The 18,972-nt window shown below is 34.8% G+C and carries 14 protein-coding genes and 1 pseudogene; 7 read left to right on the top strand and 8 right to left on the bottom strand.

From position 1 onward, the window contains the following. The first annotated feature begins 2 nt into the window (after window positions 1–2). From F3I00_RS00395 to bsh, 7 genes are all read left to right on the top strand, one after another. Complete coding sequence (locus F3I00_RS00395; RefSeq protein ID WP_020807284.1) at window positions 3–827, top strand: glycosyltransferase family 8 protein; 825 nt, start codon at window positions 3–5, stop codon at window positions 825–827. 33 nt (window positions 828–860) lie between these two features. Beyond that, the gene (locus tag F3I00_RS00390) at window positions 861–1,811 is read left to right on the top strand and encodes a glycosyltransferase family 8 protein (RefSeq protein ID WP_020807283.1); all 951 of its coding nucleotides are present in this window, start codon (window positions 861–863) and stop codon (window positions 1,809–1,811) included. 12 nt (window positions 1,812–1,823) lie between these two features. Beyond that, window positions 1,824–2,774, top strand: coding sequence for a glycosyltransferase family 8 protein (locus tag F3I00_RS00385; RefSeq protein WP_020807282.1), 951 nt, complete (start codon window positions 1,824–1,826; stop codon window positions 2,772–2,774). After that, window positions 2,771–3,631 (top strand): lysophospholipid acyltransferase family protein, encoded by an 861-nt coding sequence (locus F3I00_RS00380; RefSeq protein ID WP_020807281.1) that lies wholly within the window; start codon window positions 2,771–2,773, stop codon window positions 3,629–3,631. The genes F3I00_RS00385 and F3I00_RS00380 overlap by 4 nt, the downstream gene beginning before the upstream one ends. Before the next feature lie 188 nt (window positions 3,632–3,819). Further along, a complete protein-coding gene (locus F3I00_RS00375) occupies window positions 3,820–5,166 on the top strand; it encodes a conjugated bile salt MFS transporter (RefSeq protein WP_159310953.1) in 1,347 nt (448 codons plus the stop codon). Between the two features lie 24 nt (window positions 5,167–5,190). Then, window positions 5,191–6,546, top strand: coding sequence for a conjugated bile salt MFS transporter (locus tag F3I00_RS00370; RefSeq protein WP_020807279.1), 1,356 nt, complete (start codon window positions 5,191–5,193; stop codon window positions 6,544–6,546). Between the two features lie 17 nt (window positions 6,547–6,563). Further along, window positions 6,564–7,514: a choloylglycine hydrolase gene (gene bsh / locus F3I00_RS00365; RefSeq protein ID WP_065169568.1), complete on the top strand. Its 951-nt coding sequence runs from the start codon at window positions 6,564–6,566 to the stop codon at window positions 7,512–7,514. Between the two features lie 61 nt (window positions 7,515–7,575). Here bsh and F3I00_RS00360 read toward each other — a convergent pair whose 3' ends face one another. The 8 genes and pseudogenes from F3I00_RS00360 to F3I00_RS00325 form a co-directional block, all read right to left on the bottom strand. Next, entirely contained in the window at window positions 7,576–8,178 is a 603-nt protein-coding gene (locus F3I00_RS00360) for a PepSY domain-containing protein (protein WP_020807277.1), read from the bottom strand. Between the two features lie 134 nt (window positions 8,179–8,312). Further along, window positions 8,313–9,227 carry a prolyl aminopeptidase gene (locus tag F3I00_RS00355; RefSeq protein ID WP_020807276.1) on the bottom strand — a complete coding sequence of 305 codons (915 nt, stop codon included), beginning with the start codon at window positions 9,225–9,227 and terminating at the stop codon, window positions 8,313–8,315. A gap of 42 nt (window positions 9,228–9,269) precedes the next feature. Beyond that, the gene (gene ubiE / locus F3I00_RS00350; RefSeq protein ID WP_003649692.1) at window positions 9,270–9,983 is read right to left on the bottom strand and encodes a bifunctional demethylmenaquinone methyltransferase/2-methoxy-6-polyprenyl-1,4-benzoquinol methylase UbiE; all 714 of its coding nucleotides are present in this window, start codon (window positions 9,981–9,983) and stop codon (window positions 9,270–9,272) included. A gap of 65 nt (window positions 9,984–10,048) precedes the next feature. Beyond that, on the bottom strand, window positions 10,049–11,413 hold the full coding sequence (brnQ, locus tag F3I00_RS00345) for a branched-chain amino acid transport system II carrier protein (RefSeq protein WP_020807275.1): 1,365 nt from the start codon (window positions 11,411–11,413) through the stop codon (window positions 10,049–10,051). Between the two features lie 91 nt (window positions 11,414–11,504). Continuing rightward, window positions 11,505–13,355: a flavocytochrome c gene (locus tag F3I00_RS00340; protein WP_065169567.1), complete on the bottom strand. Its 1,851-nt coding sequence runs from the start codon at window positions 13,353–13,355 to the stop codon at window positions 11,505–11,507. A 127-nt stretch (window positions 13,356–13,482) separates the two neighbouring features. Continuing rightward, window positions 13,483–14,409 (bottom strand): annotated as a pseudogene (locus F3I00_RS00335) (LysR substrate-binding domain-containing protein). 184 nt (window positions 14,410–14,593) lie between these two features. Beyond that, on the bottom strand, window positions 14,594–16,078 hold the full coding sequence (locus F3I00_RS00330; protein ID WP_065169566.1) for an APC family permease: 1,485 nt from the start codon (window positions 16,076–16,078) through the stop codon (window positions 14,594–14,596). Window positions 16,079–16,146: 68 nt separating this feature from the next. Next, the gene (locus F3I00_RS00325; protein WP_020807271.1) at window positions 16,147–18,765 is read right to left on the bottom strand and encodes a hypothetical protein; all 2,619 of its coding nucleotides are present in this window, start codon (window positions 18,763–18,765) and stop codon (window positions 16,147–16,149) included. Between the last annotated feature and the right edge of the window lie 207 nt (window positions 18,766–18,972).

Genomic DNA, 18,972 nt, shown 5'->3' with positions numbered 1-18,972 from the left:
AAATGAACATTATGTTTTGCGGCGATTCTCATGCCGAAGATGGTATTTTAATTACAACACTATCTTTACTAAAAAACACATCAACTCCCTTACACTTTTACATTTTAACGATGCACGCAGAGGGATACACAGCTTTTAATCAGCAAGCATTTAGGCTAATTAAAAAACTGCTGAAGGAAAAAGATCCTAACAATACTGCTGAATTAATCGATTGTACTGAATTATTTAAAAAAGAACCTCCACGAGCAAATATGGAAACACGCTTTACTCCATATGCAATGCTACGCCTTTTTGCGGATCAACTACCACAAATTCCTGATCGTATCTTATATTTAGATGATGATATTATTGTGCGTAAAGATATTAGCGACTTTTATAATCAAGATCTAACTAATATCGAACTAGTTGGTGTTTTAGACTTCTGGGGTCGTTTCTTCTTTCATAATATCCATACTCATAAGCCATTTGATTACTTAAACTCAGGCGTCTTGCTTCTTAATATGTCTGAAATTAAAAAAACACAATTATTTGCCAAAGTTAGAGAAAAAATGAGTGATAAAAAAATGCTTCTCCCAGATCAGTCTGCTCTAAATAAACTTGCTACTGAGAAGAAAATTGCTCCGCGCTGCTACAATGAACAATATCGTTTACGAACCGATACTAAAATTCAACATTTTACAACTAGCTTTCGCTTTAAGCCATACTTCCATACTTTAACTGTTAAACCATGGGATATAGAGCGTGTGCACAGCGTCTTGAAATTACATGAATATGATGATTTACTTAAGCAGTATACAGAGCTTAGGTCACAATTAAAGCGGGCCTAGAAACTTTTAATATATAAGGAGTCTATTTTTTTGATGACTATACCTGTTTTTTATACAATTAGCGACAACTACACACCTTACGCAGCTGTTTCAATTCAGTCACTAATTGACCATGTTGATACAAACAAGGACTATACCATTACTCTCTTAGTTCAAAACATTAGTGATATGCATAAGAAAGATTTGGAAGATCTTTCAACCAAAAATGTCCATGTTAATATTTTTCATATTGATGACGAAATGGTAGCTCCGATTCACAACAGTGAAGAGAATTACTTACGGGCACAATTTTTCACGATGTCTATTTTCTACCGTCTATTTATTCCTAACCTTTTTCCTCAATATGACAAGGCTGTTTATTTAGATGCTGATACTATTATTTGTACTGACATCGCTGAGCTTTACAACACCGAAATTGGTGATAACATGTTTGCTAGCGTACCAGATATGTCAATCAGATTTATTAAACCACTTCAAGTTTATATCAAGGAATGTCAAGGTATTTTCCCACCAGAAAAATATATTAATAACGGCGTTATTCTCTTCAATATGAAAGCCTTTAGAGATAAGAAATTTGTCGATAAATTCTATTCATTAATTGAAAAGTATCATTTCGATAATATCGATCCTGATCAAGCTTATATGAATGAGATTTGCGAAGATAAAATTTATCATTTACCACTTGAATGGGATGCAATGCCTAATGAACACATGGATGAAATTAAAAATCCTAAAATTGTTCATTATAATCTTTTCTTCAAGCCCTGGCATTTTGCAGATGTTCAATATGGCAAATACTTCTGGGATGTTGCTAAGAAGTCTCCATATTATGAAGAACTAAAAGCACAATTAGCTAGCTTTACCGATGAGGACCGTAAAAAAGCACGTACTGACCTTGATTGGATGATTAAAAAAGTTGACGAAATCAAAGATGAAGATGTAACTTGGGCAAAAGTTAAGAAAACGACATCTGTAAAGATATAAAGAGGACTAAAAATGACTATCCCTGTTTTTTATAGTATTAGTGATGATTTTACCAAGTATGCGGCAGTTTCGCTTAATTCTTTAGTTAAGAATGCTAGTCCGCAAAATGATTACACAGTTACTTTTTTAAACCAAGACCTGTCTGAGAAACACCAAAAGCAACTTGCAGCTTTTGCTAATGACTATGTACATGTTAAATTTTTCCATATCGATGAAAAATTAGTAAAACCGATCCAGAATCGTAAAGAAAACTACCTTCGAGCAGACTTTTTCACAATGTCTATTTTTTATCGTCTCTTTATTCCGGACCTATTTCCACAATATGATAAAGCAATTTACATCGATAGTGACACCGTCGTCGTTGATGACATTGCTAAGCTGTATAATAACGACTTAGATAATAAGCTATTCGCCGCTTGTACAGACTCATCGATTCAATATGTAGATAAAATGGTGAAATATATTAAAGAGGTTCTAGCTCTCGATCCAAAGAAATATATCAATTCGGGGATGTTAGTCTTAAATTCTAAGGCTTTTAGGGATGAACACTTTATCGATCACTTTATGCATTTACTTGAACAATATCACTTTGATTGTATTGCTCCTGATCAAGACTACCTAAATGAGATTGGCGATGGAAGAATTTTGCATCTTGATCCACGCTGGGATGCAATGCCTAATGAAAATACCGAACCCATTTCTAAACCTGGGCTAATTCACTATAATTTGTTTTTCAAACCTTGGCACTTTAAAGATGTCCAATATGATGCTTATTTCTGGAAATATGCCTCTAGCACACCTTTTTATGAGGAGTTAAAGGGAGAATTAGACAACTATACTGACCAAGAGCGAGCCGAAGACCGAGCAAAATTAGATCATATGCTTGAAAAAGAAGCTAGCACAGCACTTGATCCAAATAATTGGGCTCAAGTTAAAAGAAAAGGCGAAAGGGTTAAATTATGATTATTGGAGAAAATCGCGCAAAAGTTATCGAAAATATCAAAGCAGCTGTTAAAAAAGGAAAAATGCATGCCAAAGTCGAATTAGGCGATCCTATCCTAACTAAAAGCGAAAGAATCAAGCTGGTTAATGATTATTGGGAACAACAAAAAAAGTTTAGTCATAAACTAAAGAATATTATTGCCCAAGGCATTATTAATATTGATACTTTAATTTTGATGGCCCACACGCAAATCAAGAATAAACATCGTGCTCAAGGGCCTAAATATGGCGCAATTGTTACTAGTAATCACTTCAAACAAACTGATAGTCTTCCAGTCAAAAAATTAGCCAACAAATGTCACAAAAAGCTTTATATTGTGATTGAAGATTCTAATTTAAAATTACCCGGTTTCTTTGGTTTCTTAATGAACAACATTAATGCAATTCCAATTGTTCAAAGCTACCAATATTTGGGGCGTGAATTTCCTAAACATTTGCAGCAAGTTTTTGATAAAAAGGGCTGGGTCTTGATCTATCCAGAACAAGAAATGTGGTATAACTATCGAAAGCCGCGTCCTCTTCAAAAAGGTGCCTACTACTACGCAGCTAAGGCCAACGTTCCAATTATTTCCTGTTTTGTAGAGATTCAGGATCTTCCTGAAATGGAGAAAAATAGTAGCGAGTTCCATAAAACTCGCTACATTCTTCACGTTTTGCCAACAATCTATCCAATTGACCGTCTAACAGTTGATCAAAACGCCAAAAGAATGCGTGATATTGATTATCTACAAAAGAAAAAAGCCTATGAAAAGGCATATGGCAAGAAACTAAGCTATAGTTTTGACGATGATGACATCGCAGGATATGTAAAAAAATAATTTTCTTAAGTCTATCTTAAAAAAAGATAGGCTTTTTATTATGCCTATTAAATAACATTATAAGCCGTTATTTTTGATTTACTCGATTTAGTGAGCCACAATATAGGTGGCTATAGTCAAAGCTCACACGCATAATAATATATAACTTATCAAGCTAATAGTATTTTGTCAGAAAGAAGAGAGATACGATGTCAAACGATAGACAAAAGGTGGTCAGTAAAGGCTACAAATACTTTATGGTATTTCTCTGCATGTTAACTCAAGCTGTTCCATATGGAATCGCTCAATTAATTCAACCTTTATTTGTTCACCCTCTAGTTAATACTTTTCATTTTACATTAGCTTCTTACACATTAATTTTTACTTTTGGGGCTGTCGTAGGGTCTTTAGTTTCACCATTAGTTGGTAAGGCTTTACAAAAAGTAAACTTTAAAATTTTATATCTGATTGGTATTTGTCTTTCAGCTGGTGCATATGTAATTTTTGGAATTAGCACAAAGTTACCTGGCTTTTATTTAGCTGGAATTATTTGTATGGTTGGTTCAACCTTTTATTCTGGTCAAGGTGTTCCATGGATTATCAACCACTGGTTTCCGTTTAAAGGACGCGGCGTTGCTTTAGGTTTAGCATTCTGCGGTGGCTCGATTGGTGATATTTTCCTCCAACCTATTACCCAGGAAATTTTAAAGCATTTCATGACCGGTAATACTAAAACTGGTCACTTAACTTCCATGGCACCTTTCTTTATCTTTGCTATTGCTTTGCTAATAGTTGGATTGATTATTACGGCTTTTATTAGAGTACCAAAGAAAGATGAAATCTTAGCTTCTGCTCAAGAAGTTGAGCAAAACCGGCACGAAGCTGCTCAAAAGCAAGCACATGAATTTCAAGGCTGGAGCGGTAAACAAGTTCTACATATGAAATGGTTCTGGATTTTTAGTATTGGATTTTTAATTATCGGCTTAGGCTTGGCCTCGTTAAACGAAGACTATGCGGCCTTCCTTGATACTAAATTATCCTTAACTGAAGTCGGAATGATTGGCTCGGTATTTGGACTTGCTGGTATCATCGGAAATATTTCTGGAGGTTATTTATTTGATAAGTTCGGCACAGCCAAATCAATGGCATATGCAGGAATAATGTTAATTATAGCTATCCTAATGATGATCTTTATTAGCCTTCATCCTTATGGCGATCGCATTAATTTCTACGCTGGTATGGGTTGGGCCTTTACAAGTGGTCTATCTGTCTTTAGCTATATGTCTGGTCCCGCATTTATGTCAAAAAGCTTATTTGGTGCAAAAGCCCAAGGTGTTAACTTAGGTTACATTAGCCTGGCATATGCTGTTGGTTTTGCAATTGGCGCCTCATTATTTGGCGTCATAAAAGGCGCTACCAGTTTTACAACTGCTTGGTGCTGCACTACTTTCTTTGTAGCAATTGGTTTTATATTATTAATTTTTGCAGCTATTAAAATTAAGCAAATGCAAAAAAATATTGTCGTCAGCAAACCAAATATTATTTTAGATAAGTAATTAGTTTAGAAAGAAGGTAATTACATGTCTACTGATGTCGCTACTAAAGATAAGGTCGTTAGCAAAGGCTATAAATATTTTATGGTTTTCCTTTGTATGTTAACCCAAGCCATTCCTTACGGGATTGCTCAAAATATTCAACCTTTGTTTATCCACCCTTTAGTTAATACTTTTCACTTTACCTTAGCATCATATACATTAATCTTTACGTTTGGGGCAGTTTTTGCTTCAGTTGCTTCGCCATTTATTGGTAAAGCATTAGAGAAAGTTAATTTCAGACTTATGTATTTAATCGGTATTGGTCTTTCCGCTATTGCCTATGTAATCTTTGGAATTAGTACAAAACTACCAGGATTCTATATTGCCGCTATCATTTGTATGATTGGCTCAACTTTTTATTCCGGTCAAGGTGTGCCTTGGGTTATTAACCACTGGTTCCCTGCAAAAGGACGTGGAGCTGCTCTAGGAATTGCCTTCTGCGGTGGCTCAATTGGTAATATTTTCTTACAACCTGCAACGCAAGCTATTTTAAAGCACTTTATGACTGGTAATACTAAGACCGGTCACTTGACTTCAATGGCACCATTTTTCATCTTCGCAGTTGCTCTATTAGTAATTGGTATAGTTATTGCCTGCTTTATTAGAACTCCTAAGAAAGATGAAATCGTTATTTCTGATGCTGAGTTAGCTGAAAGCAAGAAAGAAGCAGAATTGGCTAAAGCTAAGGAATTTAAAGGCTGGACTAGTAAACAAGTTTTACAAATGAAATGGTTCTGGATTTTCAGTCTTGGCTTTCTAATTATTGGCTTAGGCTTAGCTTCCTTAAATGAAGATTATGCAGCCTTTCTTGATACTAAACTTTCACTAACCGATGTTGGTCTCATTGGATCAATGTACGGTGTTGGTTGTTTGATTGGAAATGTTTCCGGGGGGTTCTTATTTGATAAATTTGGTACTGCTAAATCAATGACGTATGCTGGCTGCATGTATGTTTTATCCATCTTAATGATGGTTCTGATCAGTTTTCAACCTTATGGCGCTCACGTAAGTAAAATTGCAGGTATTGCTTACGCTATCTTCTGTGGTTTAGCCGTATTTAGCTACATGTCTGGTCCCGCATTTATGGCTAAGGACCTCTTTGGTTCAAGAGATCAGGGTGTAATGTTAGGATACGTTGGTTTGGCTTATGCGATTGGATACGCTATTGGTGCTCCATTATTCGGAATTATTAAAGGAAAAGCCAGCTTTACAGTCGCTTGGTACTTCATGATTGCCTTTGTAGCAATTGGTTTTATCATCTTAGTATTTGCTGTTATTCAAATTAAGAGAAGTCAAAAGAAATACATCATTCAGCAAGAAACTAAAACTACTACTGAATAATTAAGGAGGATTTTAAAATGTGTACTGGTTTAAGATTTACTGATGGTCAAGGAAATCTATACTTTGGACGTAACTTAGACGTTGGACAAGATTATGGTGAAGGTGTAATTATTACACCTCGCAACTATCCTCTTCCATATAAATTTTTAGATAATACAACTACTAAAAAGGCTGTTATCGGCATGGGAATTGTAGTCGATGGCTATCCTTCTTACTTTGACTGTTTCAATGAAGATGGTTTGGGAATTGCTGGTCTAAACTTCCCGCATTTTGCCAAATTCAGTGACGGTCCAATTGATGGAAAAATTAATTTAGCTTCTTACGAAATTATGCTCTGGGTCACCCAAAACTTTACTAAAGTCAGCGACGTAAAAGAAGCTTTAAAAAACGTTAACTTAGTTAATGAGGCTATTAATTCATCGTTTGCAGTTGCTCCTCTTCACTGGATTATTAGTGACAAAGATGAAGCTATTATTGTCGAGATTTCAAAGCAATACGGTATGAAAGTCTTTGATGATAAGCTTGGCGTTCTAACTAACAGCCCAGATTTTAATTGGCACCTTACTAATCTCGGCAACTATACTGGCTTAAACCCACATGACGCTACAGCTCAAAGCTGGAACGGTCAAAAAGTTGCTCCATGGGGCGTTGGTACTGGCAGCTTAGGTTTACCAGGTGATAGCATTCCAGCAGATCGCTTTGTTAAAGCAGCTTACTTAAATGTTAATTATCCAACTGTTAAAGGTGAAAAAGCTAACGTTGCCAAGTTCTTTAACACCTTAAAGTCTGTTGCGATGATTAAAGGCAGCGTAGTTAACAAACAAGGTAGCAATGAATACACTGTCTATACTGCTTGCTATTCTGCTGCTACTAAGACTTATTACTGCAACTTTGAAAATGATTTTGAATTAAAGACTTACAAGTTAGACGATGAAACAATGAACGCCGATAAGCTAATTACTTATTAAATTAATTTCTACAAAAATACTAATAAAAAAATTCAGAGCTTAAAAACTCTGAATTTTTTGTTTAATCATCTTTTTCTGATTTAATAACTTTCTTAGAAATAGCATCAATTTCTACTTCATGTTTACTTGAACCCGATTCAACAGTTACATCCCAAATGACTTTATCCTGATCCATTTTTAGAGTCCATTCTTTAGCAGTGCTATTTTTAACTTCTTTTTCTGCTATTTCACTTGCTTGATCACGAGAAATCACCTTATCTAAATCAAGTCCTTTTTGCAGACGTTCATCTAAGTCTAATTTTTCAGAACTAGATTTAACTTCTTTTCCACTTGTAGCATTGATGGTCATTTCATATTCTTTATCTTTATCAAATCCTGTAATTTCATAAAAGTACTTATTACCATCTAATTTTAGATCTATTTCTTTTAATTTTTTATCAGAATACTTTTTATCAAATTTATTTATTGCTTCAGTTTGACTAAGTTTAATCTTACTTTTTCTTGCTGTATTTTTTGTATTACTTGCCTTATCTTTAACGGTCTTCTTTACACTTGATTGCTTAGTTTTACTAGTTGAATCATTATTGTTGCAAGCCACTACTGAAATTCCTAATGTCCCTATTAAAGCAGTTGCTACTAGCAGTTTACTTATTTTTCTCCTCATGGCTTTTCTCCTTAAATTAATAAAACTATATTTACTATTAATTATATAGGATACATACCTTGAAAGCGATTTATATGCTTAAAAAGTCCATGCTAGAGCTTCAATATAGAAGCTATCGCATGGACTTTTTATCGTTATTCACCCTTAAAATTGCCATTTTCAACTTCACGAATGAAGCCAGCTAAGTGCTTATAATAAACGTCAGGGTTATCAACCATATGATGGTGTCCACCATTAGGCGTAGTAACAAGACGTGAATTTGGTATTTCTTTTTGCATAATTTTAGCAGTAGAAATTGGCATTGTCTCATTTTCACCAAAAGTAATTAATGTTGGTACCTTAATATTCTTAAGTTGATCTCTAAAATGCCAGTCTTTAAGCTTACCAGTAATAACAAATTCATTATCACCTTGGAAGACATTATAAACTGCGCTGCCACCTAAGTCTTTTAAGTGATAAAGCTTTGATGGTTGCTTTCGATCCACAAAATTAATATTTAAAATTTGCACATCTTCTTGGTAGCGTTGATTATCATAATCATTATTATTTTCGCATTCATGCATGAAGTCAATTTCTGTTTGTGGAAGAACTTCTTGTCTTCTTCTGTTAACTGAATCAACATATTCATCAATCTCATCAACCATTGATGAAATAATTGCACCCTTTAAGTGCTTGCCATATTTAACAGCGTATTCTTGAACTAAAAGACCGCCCCAACTTTGACCAATTAAGTAAAAATTATCTAAGCCAAGTTTTTCACGAACTTCATCAACTTCATCTAAGAAATATTCATAAGTTAAATATTTTTGGGCAATTTCTGGATCAGAGTAATCTGGTTGATCTGAATATAATGAACCTAATTGATCATACATAGTAACTTGTACATTCAATCCTTGTTTCTTTAATTGGTCTGCAGCATCTTCCCAATACTCATGGTTGCCACCAGGTCCACCATGAAGCGCTAATAAGTGAATATCGCCTTCACCTTGAGTATTAGTCCACAAGTGATAACCGTTGTCTAAAGTAATAATTTTAGTACCAGTTTTCATAAAATTCTCCTTTTTTAGTTTTTATTTTATATTTTAGCTCATTTACTTCTTAATTCCGATATGAATTGCACCCGCACCTAAATTTAATTTATCTACATGCACATTTTTAAATCCATTTTTTATAAGCATTGCTTTTAAATGCTCCGCAGAAACAAATTTGGCGGTAGTATGAGACAAATATTGATAATCAGATACATTAGCACCTAATAATTTTGCAAAGCTAGGAAATAACTTAAAATAGCTCTTCCATCCTAACTTAATAAGCGGGTTGGTTGGCTGCGATGTTTCTAACACTCCCACTTTACCAGTTGGCTTTAATACTCGATAGATTTCTTTCAGGACTTGATTTGCATCAGGAACATTCCGTAAGCCAAAACCAATCGTTACTATATCAAAGCTCTGATCTGGGTATGGCAATTCCATTGCATCCCCTTGCTTTAATTGAATTTCTTTTTGTAAATCTTGCTGGCGTATTTTCTGTTCAGCTAAATCAAGCATTTCTTGGTTAAAATCAAGTCCAATTACATTTCCTGACGGACCAACTTGTTTTGCCAAAGCAATCGTGATATCGCCAGTACCACAACATAAATCTAGGACAAATTCACCCGGTGCTACTTTTAATTCTTTTAGAAATTTCTTGCGCCAACCTTTTTGCGTACCTAAGCTAATTAAATTATTCATCTGATCATAATGCGGAGCTACCCGAGTAAATAAATCATGCACATCTTTTTCGGGCACTTTATTGGTTAAACTCATTTTTATCACCTAGCTTCATTATCCCAACAAAAAAGCTATGATTCAAATGAACCATAGCTGAATTACTATATTTTATTAGCTTTACGGCGCCAAAAATGAATCAAGACACTGATAACTAATCCTAAAATTGTTGGTACAACCCAAGATAAGCCAATATTGGCTAAAGGTAAATATTGTAAGCGAATCTGACTTACTACTTTATAAAACTGTGTTCCAGAAATTGGTGCAGGCAAGTTAGTAATTAAATCAAAAATCGCTGGAATTAGAGTTAAAAGCATCGTAATTTTGTATACTACCATGTCGTCTTTAAATAGCGGTGAACATACAGATAGAATAATTAATACAATAGCCAAGGGATATAAAAACATTAAAACAGGAAGCGACCAATGAATGATTTTTTCCAAGCCCAAATTTGCTGTAGCTAACGAACCTAGACATCCGATTGTTAGCCACCCCTTATAGCTAATCTTTGAATAATGGGCACTGAAATCTAAGGCAAAAGCCGCCAAGACCCCAACTGCGGTAGTTAAACAGGCTAAAAAGATTAAAACAGCTAACAACGCCTGCCCAAAAATACCAGCATAATATTTAACGATCTCTGAAAATAAAATACCGCCGTCACTCGCTATTTTAAAATGCCCCAATGACATCGCACCAATAACGATTAATAAAGTATAGATTACACCAATTGCAATAACTGCAATTAACCCAGACTTAGCAGTCATTTTAGCAGTTTTCTTTTCATCATTATTAACTACCTCTTTAATCGCTGTTACTACAGTAACCCCAAAGGCTAAACCAGCTAAAGCATCCATAGTATTATAGCCCTCTAAAAAGCCTTTAACTATCGCACCATTCATATATTCTTTAGTAGTTGTAGCCATATCAGGATTACCAAGCGGGCGAGCAAACGCAATTACAAAGACAATAAAAAGCAAAATTAAAAAAATCGGATTCAAAACCTTACCTAAAGAAGAAAGAATATCACTCTCGTTATAGGCAATCACATAAACTATGGCAAAAAAGATAATCGTAAAGACAATCAAACCAATTCCATGAAATTGCTTAGGCAAAAGCGGTGCAATCCCCACAGTATAAGATACAGTGGCATTTCTTGGTGCTGCAAATAATGGACCGATTGTTAGCTGCATTAAGGTCATGAAAGAAAGAGCAAAGATCTTTCCTACTGGTAATCCAATTTGATAAACACCATTACTACGAGTAATTGCAACTGCAAGAAGTGAAAGTAAAGGTAAGACTACCCCTGTAATTGAGAAGCCAATTGCTGCTGGTCCCCAATTTTTACCAGCAAGCTGACCTAAATGAAGTGGGAAAATTAAGTTTCCTGCACCAAAGAACAGTGCAAAGATCATTGATGCTACAATTAAGTACTGTTTTGTAGTTAGCTTTTTTTCCTGCGCTTCTCTCAATTCAAGTCCTCCAAAAAAATTAAGTATTTTTAGTATTTTAGCAAAAAAACGTTGCAAACTCCAGTGTTTACAACGTTTTAATCTATCTATACTATTTTTCTAATTCATCAATAGCACTGTTTGCGGCAATTCTACCAAAAGTAAAAATATCAGCAAGAGAATTTCCACCTAGGCGGTTGCCGGCATGAATACCACCAGCTACTTCACCAGCCGCATACAAACCAGAAATTTGCTTGCCAGTTTTATCTAAAACATGCGCGCCAGTATCAATCTTTAAACCACCCATTGTATGGTGAATGGCTGGCTTTCTTGGCGTAGCATAAAATGGTGCTACCTCGCATTTTAAGTTAAAGGCGGACTTTTCAAAATCAGGATCTTTTCCGGCATCGACATATGAATTATATTTCTTAATTGTATCGACTAAAGTATCTGGATCCATACCGATTTGTTTAGCTAACTCTTCTAAACTATCTGCTCTAAATAAGGTACCTGCTTTAACTTGCGCATCAATTGATTCTTGCGTTGTGTTATAAGCAGTATCTTTGATCTTGTCATCGGCAATTAAGTAGAATAAACCGCCATTATCAATCGCTGCCTTAGTTAAAACATCACGTTCTGCAAACTCATTTACGAAACGCTTTCCCTTTTGATTGACCATAATATAGTTTTCTGGAGGAGTTTGAAGACCAGTAAATAATTCACCAGTCTTAGGATCAGAAACAGGCATCATTTGAATAAAGCCCATTCCAACCAAATCTGCGCCTGCTTCCTTACCAAGGCCAATCCCGTCACCAGTAATAGCTGGAGAATTAGTAGTCGCAATATTATCATCAATATGTTTCCAATAAGTATTGTATTTTTGAACCATTGGCGTATTTGCACCAAATCCTCCAGCAGTTAAAATTACTGCCTTGGCATGAATAGTAATTTTACTGCCATCGGGTCTTTTTGCAATTACACCGCAAACTTTGCCATCTTCAATAATTAAATGCTTAGCACGAGTATCGGTTAAAATTGTGCCACCATGTTCTTTTACCCAGTCACCTAAAACATGAATAAAAGCATAACCCATTGGCTCAACTGGCTTGTGTCCTCTTCTCCATAAAGCACCAACCGGCATTGTCACTTGGCTACGATTAAAATCTACTCCTAAATCTGCCAGCCAGTGAACTGAATCTAAAGCATTATCAACCAATTCTTTAACTAAGGCATAATTTCCATGAATTTCATTACCCTTCAAATCTGTACGTTTACCACCTAAATAAGTTTGAATTTCATGAAGTAATTTTGAATCAAATAAGTAATTAGCTCCAGAAGCAACATATTTTTTTATCTGCTTTTGCAACTCCTTAAAATCCGTTTGATATTCTGGATCAATTTTTTCAACTGGAGTTGCTGCCAATTCTTCAAGAGTTTCCTTTTCGCCAGCTAAAGCTTTAAATTGCTTTTGCCAATCAGGTTCAGCCGCATTCATTGGACCACCTGCACGACTGGTATTCCCACCAATTTGTGGGAATTTTTCAAGCACAATAACCTTTTTATTATGTTGGATGCTTCTTGCTGCTGCAGCTAAACCGGCACCACCAGCACCTACAATTGTAACATCAGTAGTATACGTTTCATCTTTTTCTCTTTGTTCTGCAGGCTTAGCACGTTTCTTCCACTCATCAGGATCACCACCAGCTTCACTAATTGCAGTGGCTACTCCGTCAATCACACCATGACTAGAAATAGTGGCACCACTGACGGTATCAACATTTAAAGTCTGATTTTTAACAATTTCCTCTGGCAAACGTCTAAAGACTTCGTCTGCCACACCTTTAGTTTCGCCCTTAGCGTCTACCTTAATATCTTCAATTTTATCTTCAGAGAGGGTTACTTCCATAGGCATGAAACTTGCGCCATGGCCCTTAGCTCTTACTTCATACTTTCCCGATTTCATAATTCTAATGCCCTTTCTTAAACCTTTTTCATACCTAAATTATAGGTGATTGAAACGCACTGCTTAAATATCTTTTTTGTAACTTACCAATAACAAATTTGTTATAGCTAATTTACAGTAGAGAATATTACCTGATAATTGCTTGCAGGTTTTTATTCTTAAATTCTCTAATTAGATTTTTTAGAGCCTTTGATTTATTTTTTTCCCGCCTAGATGCAATAAAGAAAACGACATTAATTAGGTCATGGCTAATAGGAAACAAATTAATGGGTGTCTCACCAATTCGTTTAATAATACTAGCAGTGGAAATTGTGAGCCCCATCCCATGAATTGCCAAACTAGTAGCCGTAATAATACTTTTAGACTCTAAAATCACTTTGGGCTCTAAGTGAAATCTTTGAAACACGCCATTCACTTGATGGCGAATTGCAGAACCCGGAACGCTTAAAACGAACGGCTCTTGTAGTAACTCTTTTAGATCTAATTCATGTGGATCAAGTATAAACTTTCCAGCTTGATAATAAGGAGAAGCTGGTGAAATTACGATATAATACTTTTCCCCACCATTACTAACAATATCTAGGCTTGAATCAATTGCTTCAGGAGTTTGGCCAATGTAGCAATCAATATTTCCACTTAGCAAGTTCTTTTCATTTTCCCTAGGGAAATTTTCGAAAAGCTGAATCTCTACTTGCGGATTTTACTTTAAAAAATCTGGCAATATTTCTGGTAGTAAATACGTTCCTAAACTTTCTAGAATACCAATTTTGATAATTTCCTTATCAGGGTGTGTATATTTAGCAATCTTTTTATTTAATTGCTGTTTATCGTAAGAAACATTTTCTAGATATTGGTAATAAAGTAGCCCTGCTTGCGTTAATGAATATGGCTTTTTATCTCGATTAATAATTGGAGTACCTAAATGACTTTCAATTCTTTTGATCAGCTGAGTTAAATATGGTTGCGAAATATATAATTTTTTAGCAGCTTTGACAAAGCTATCTTCTTTAATTAAAACGTCAATGAAGTGCTGTATTTCTTCAGGATTATTCATTCTTTTTTATTCCTTAAGTCATTAAATTTAATAAAACAAAAGAGCTATGGATACCTCAAATTTACCATAGCTCTTTTGCTTTACACTTCTTACTTGAATACATCTTAAATGTAATCTTATTAATAACTTTTTACAAGTAAAAAGTTTATTTTATTAATATTTTTTTAACTTTCATTTATTCTACTTAAAAGTGGCGATGATAATGATATATCACCAGTGGCAGAATCGTAACAATCATGCAAAGCCCAATCATCGTCCAAACATAAACCCCTCTTAAGTATGCTGGCGTACCTTGAGCAGGAATAAATGAAATAAAGAAAGCAACTACAGTTATTACCAGGGCAATAATCGCAATCGTAATGCCTAACGCCTTATTTTTAGTCATATAATAACTACGCTTTAAGTTTCCATGCTTTATTTTCAAAACAATATAAGAAATTAACATCAAAATATAAACCATTAAATATTGCGCAGTAGTTGCTGCTAAAGAAACATTAAAGGCAAAATCTGAGTTCTTTCCACTGGTAAAAGTAATTAAAACAGCCGATGCCGTTACAATCAAAGTCTGTAAAACAATTAATCTCATCGGAACATCACGATTAGTAGATTTTGCAAAAAATTTAGGCATATAACCTTCTTTAGCTGCTTCAAACATTCCCTGACTAGGACCAGCAAGCCAATTGCCTAATTCCCCAATAATACCCGCTGCCAATAACACACCGATAAATTTTTTAATTAAGTCGCCAGGTAAACCAATTGAATCTAAAATTTTTCCGAAAGTATAAACAAAGCCAGTTGAATTTTGAATTTGATCTTTAGGAACTGACATTCCAATTGCCGTACTACCTAATAAATCAAAAGAAATAGCAGTGATCGCTAGAGCAAGCATAACTGTAGAATACTTCTTTGGATTTTCTAAGTATTTAGCATGTGGTGCAGATGCTTCACCACCACAAAAGGCAAGTACAAATGGCACAAAAGCTACTAAGGTAGTCCCAGTTAAATGATGTGGAATAATATTATCCCAGTTTAAATGCATATATAAGGGACGGCCTTGAATTAAATATATAAAGAACGTAACGATTAGTAAAATGACTGGTAACGCAATTCCTAATGCAAATAACCATTCTGTAATATGACCAATCTTTTTAACTCCAACCATTTCAACAATAGTAATTGACCAGATAATTACCATCATCAGTAAAAATCTAATACTTGGTGTTGTATTAAACCAAGGAGTATTAAAGGTAATCGACAATGCACCAATAATAACGTACATCATCGTGTTCATCCCAACTGTAATATGAATCCACTGATAAAACATTGCGGTCCAGCCAGCACGATCTCCCAGCGATCCCTTTACCCAGGTGAAAATTCCGCCCTTATCCCAGCCATCAACAGAAGCCATTTCTCCTGCCATCTGCGTAATTGGTACAAACCATATTAACCCAGCTAATAGTAAATAAAAGACTGCGGTTGGTCCAGTTTTTCCAAAAGGAGCTAGTTCATTAACTGAAATAACCATCGATGAAGTCATCGCAAATAACTTCAATGCTGTTAGTCGATTATACTTTTCATCCTCTTCTAATTTAGTCAGCGATTCGCTTTTATCAGACACAATATTTCCTCCGAAAAAGTTTTTTCGAAAATTAATTATACACTTCTTCATAAAAATTGGTCTAAAAATTTTGCAATAAAAAAACTAGATTTGCTTAAACAAATCTAGCCTTCTATCTTCTATTTCATCCACGGAAATATATGCTTCAAAACCTTATGATCTTGCTTCTTTTTTTGATCAGAATTAGCTGCTTTTGGCTTTTCTTCTACTTTTTCCTTCTTTTCTTGCTCATCTTTATTTTCAATCGGTTTCTTTGTTTTTAAATTTTTATGTTTTTGTTCAGCCTTTTTCTTAGCTTTTAATTCACTCCATTCGTTAAATGTGTAATATTTAACTCGTGTATCTTCTCCTGCATCTCCTACCGTAATCACTTCTTGTTCTGGTACATAATTCAAAATTCTAGGTACACCTTGTTTTGGTAATACCTTTGTTGCATCTTCTGGATCAGTTACATATGATGGTTGCTCAACACCGACTAACGAATTGTCTTTTGCATCCACTGGTACTATACGTCCATTAGCTTGATAAACTACAGAAAAATTAAGATCAGCTTTTTTAACTTCTTTTGCTTCAATAATATTCTTATCAGCATGATAGCCATCAATTACCGGCGTTTTTACTGCAGTATAGTGATTCTTATCAACTTTCCAAGCTGTTGTATATTTACCATTGTCTATTAATTCACTGGTATTTTCATCGGCTGTTAATGTTCTAGTCCATCGTGCAGCTTGCAAACGAGCCGTTGGTGTTTGCTCTCCTGCTCCCTGATATTTGACTGTTTCCTTAACTGGCACACTATACATCGTTGGCTTGATCGGGCGATATGGGTGTTCACTATTCACTGGAATATAACGGGGCTTCAAGGTATAAGTTACCTTGGTATCGGAAAATGGATCATTAACCGAAATTGTATTGTTAACCGGAGCATATCCTTGTACTTCTGGAACTTCCTCGTTAAAAAGTACCCGTACTGGATCATATGGATCATTAATATATGGTGATCGCATAGCATTTTTTATTTCATTTCCATGTTCATCAATTGGGATCATTTTTCCAACTGGCGCATAAGTAACAGTCGCCATCAAGTCTGTTTCTGTAACTGGATGTTCGCCAATTAAGCCAATATCAGCGCAAAAGCCCTTAATAACTGGCGTAGGGGTTGCTTCAAAGATATCTTTATCAGCTAACCATTTTGTCGTGTACATTCCATTATCAATGATTTCTCTACTTACTTCGTCATAGGTTACTGTTCTTGTCCAGGTAACTGTCTGTTCTGCGTCAGCAGGAGTCAAATCGCCAGCACCTTGATAATGAACGCGAGCTGTCACAATTCTTCTATAATATGCTGGACTTACTTCCTTTTTAGGATGCTTCTCATCGACGGCAATATATTTATGAACTAATAAGTATGGAACCTCATAATCTCGCCCCGGATCTTCAATTTTTACCTCTTTAATTGGCTTTAAGACGACATTTTCAAGCTCTAATTTAGGGAAAATTGCTTTCGTTGGATCAATAGAATTAGTAATTAATTGCCTCTTATCTATTTCAGAAAGCTTATTATGATTTGCATCAACTGGAATCAAATAACTATTTGCATAATACTTAACTTCTTCACTTATGTCTTTTTCTATTACGGGACAAGCTACTACTTCTTTAGTTTTAGTATGATATCCTGCAACAACAGGAACGGCCACTGAAGGATATGTTTCTGTGCTTTGCCACTGACTAGTGTATTCGCCTGGGATAATTTTTTTAGTAACCATGTCCATTGTTAGACTACGTTTTAAGACAGCAGTTTGAACTATATCATCTAACTGTTGACCGTTTAAACCTGAAAAGGTAATTCGGCGATGTACTTCTTTTTCATAAAGACGATGGTCAATTTCGGAAGAAAGATGATCAGAATTAACGGCTTGCTTTTTATGTCTTAAAGCAATAATAAAGGTTTGAATGTAATCTCTACTATTTCCAAAGACAGGCTTCTGGTCATTAGAATCAAAGTCATTAGTAACGACTTCATATCCTTTATCTGTCAGTTCTTTCAAAATTTCTGTCGTACTGTAAGAAATTTCTTTGCCGGGTTTACCTTTTAATTCGCCAGAGCTAGCTAATTCTTGATTACTATCATCAATATCAATAAACTTGATTTCAGCCTTCTGCCTTCTAGCATTTTTCTTATTAGGCAAATAAGTAACGACATACTCATGCTTAGGTTTTTGAACTGTAACAGCTTCTCCGCCAATTACCGCTTTATCTGGCGTGTAATCTAAAACGGCAGGAGTAGCAACTAAAGGCAAATAATACTTTTCTGGTTGCCAGGCACTAAGTGAAACTTTCTGCTTAGTAACTTTGTCGTAAATAATTTTCCTATTAAAAGTGACTCCAACTACATTGTCAGGAATATCTTTTTCAAGGCCTGTATAATGAACTACTTGCTTTCCTTTAAGTTGTACATCATTTAATTGACAATCATATTTTAGATTCTTAGCAGTTACTTCTTCTTGACCATGTTTAAAAGTGAGCTTGTATTCTTGAGAAGTTTCATCAAAAAAATGTATTTCATTATTTGGATCAAACGAATTATTAATCAATACATAACCAGCAGCTGTTAGCTTTTGGACTTCTTCTGCTGTATGATAGTTAATTCTTTCTCCTGCTTTTCCATTCAATTCTTCTGAACTTGCCAATTCAGCTGAATTATTATCTAAATCTATATATTTCACAACAACTGACATTACTTATTCCCTCATCTGTTTTGACTGATTTTTAATAACATTTTAGCAGCTTTACTTCCAATTCTTTTTTCTAACCATTATCATAAGGCACCCTATAATGATACGCAAAAGAAAATCTATTTTTAACTGCAATTATCGTTTCACATGAAACATCTTTAAAATAAGTTTCAAAAAAATCCGATTTTGTGTTTTTATTAACAAAGTCAA

The organism is Lactobacillus sp. JM1, assembly GCF_009834385.1.
In the GTDB taxonomy this organism is placed as follows: domain Bacteria; phylum Bacillota; class Bacilli; order Lactobacillales; family Lactobacillaceae; genus Lactobacillus; species Lactobacillus paragasseri.
This window is presented reverse-complemented; position numbering and strand designations above follow the sequence as displayed.

Excerpts from the sequence above, each read along its gene's own strand:
- F3I00_RS00385 (WP_020807282.1), top strand. The coding sequence starts at position 1,824 with ATGACTATCCCTGTTTTTTATAGTATTAGTGATGATTTTACCAAGTAT.
- ubiE (WP_003649692.1), bottom strand. The coding sequence starts at position 9,983 with ATGAGTTTAACCAATAAAGTGCCCGAAAAAGATGTGCATGATTTATTT.
- F3I00_RS00340 (WP_065169567.1), bottom strand. The coding sequence starts at position 13,355 with ATGAAATCGGGAAAGTATGAAGTAAGAGCTAAGGGCCATGGCGCAAGT.
- F3I00_RS00325 (WP_020807271.1), bottom strand. The coding sequence starts at position 18,765 with ATGTCAGTTGTTGTGAAATATATAGATTTAGATAATAATTCAGCTGAA.
- F3I00_RS00360 (WP_020807277.1), bottom strand. The coding sequence starts at position 8,178 with ATGAGGAGAAAAATAAGTAAACTGCTAGTAGCAACTGCTTTAATAGGG.
- F3I00_RS00395 (WP_020807284.1), top strand. The coding sequence starts at position 3 with ATGAACATTATGTTTTGCGGCGATTCTCATGCCGAAGATGGTATTTTA.
- F3I00_RS00370 (WP_020807279.1), top strand. The coding sequence starts at position 5,191 with ATGTCTACTGATGTCGCTACTAAAGATAAGGTCGTTAGCAAAGGCTAT.
- F3I00_RS00330 (WP_065169566.1), bottom strand. The coding sequence starts at position 16,078 with ATGAAGAAGTGTATAATTAATTTTCGAAAAAACTTTTTCGGAGGAAAT.
- F3I00_RS00380 (WP_020807281.1), top strand. The coding sequence starts at position 2,771 with ATGATTATTGGAGAAAATCGCGCAAAAGTTATCGAAAATATCAAAGCA.
- F3I00_RS00390 (WP_020807283.1), top strand. The coding sequence starts at position 861 with ATGACTATACCTGTTTTTTATACAATTAGCGACAACTACACACCTTAC.
- bsh (WP_065169568.1), top strand. The coding sequence starts at position 6,564 with ATGTGTACTGGTTTAAGATTTACTGATGGTCAAGGAAATCTATACTTT.
- F3I00_RS00355 (WP_020807276.1), bottom strand. The coding sequence starts at position 9,227 with ATGAAAACTGGTACTAAAATTATTACTTTAGACAACGGTTATCACTTG.
- F3I00_RS00375 (WP_159310953.1), top strand. The coding sequence starts at position 3,820 with ATGTCAAACGATAGACAAAAGGTGGTCAGTAAAGGCTACAAATACTTT.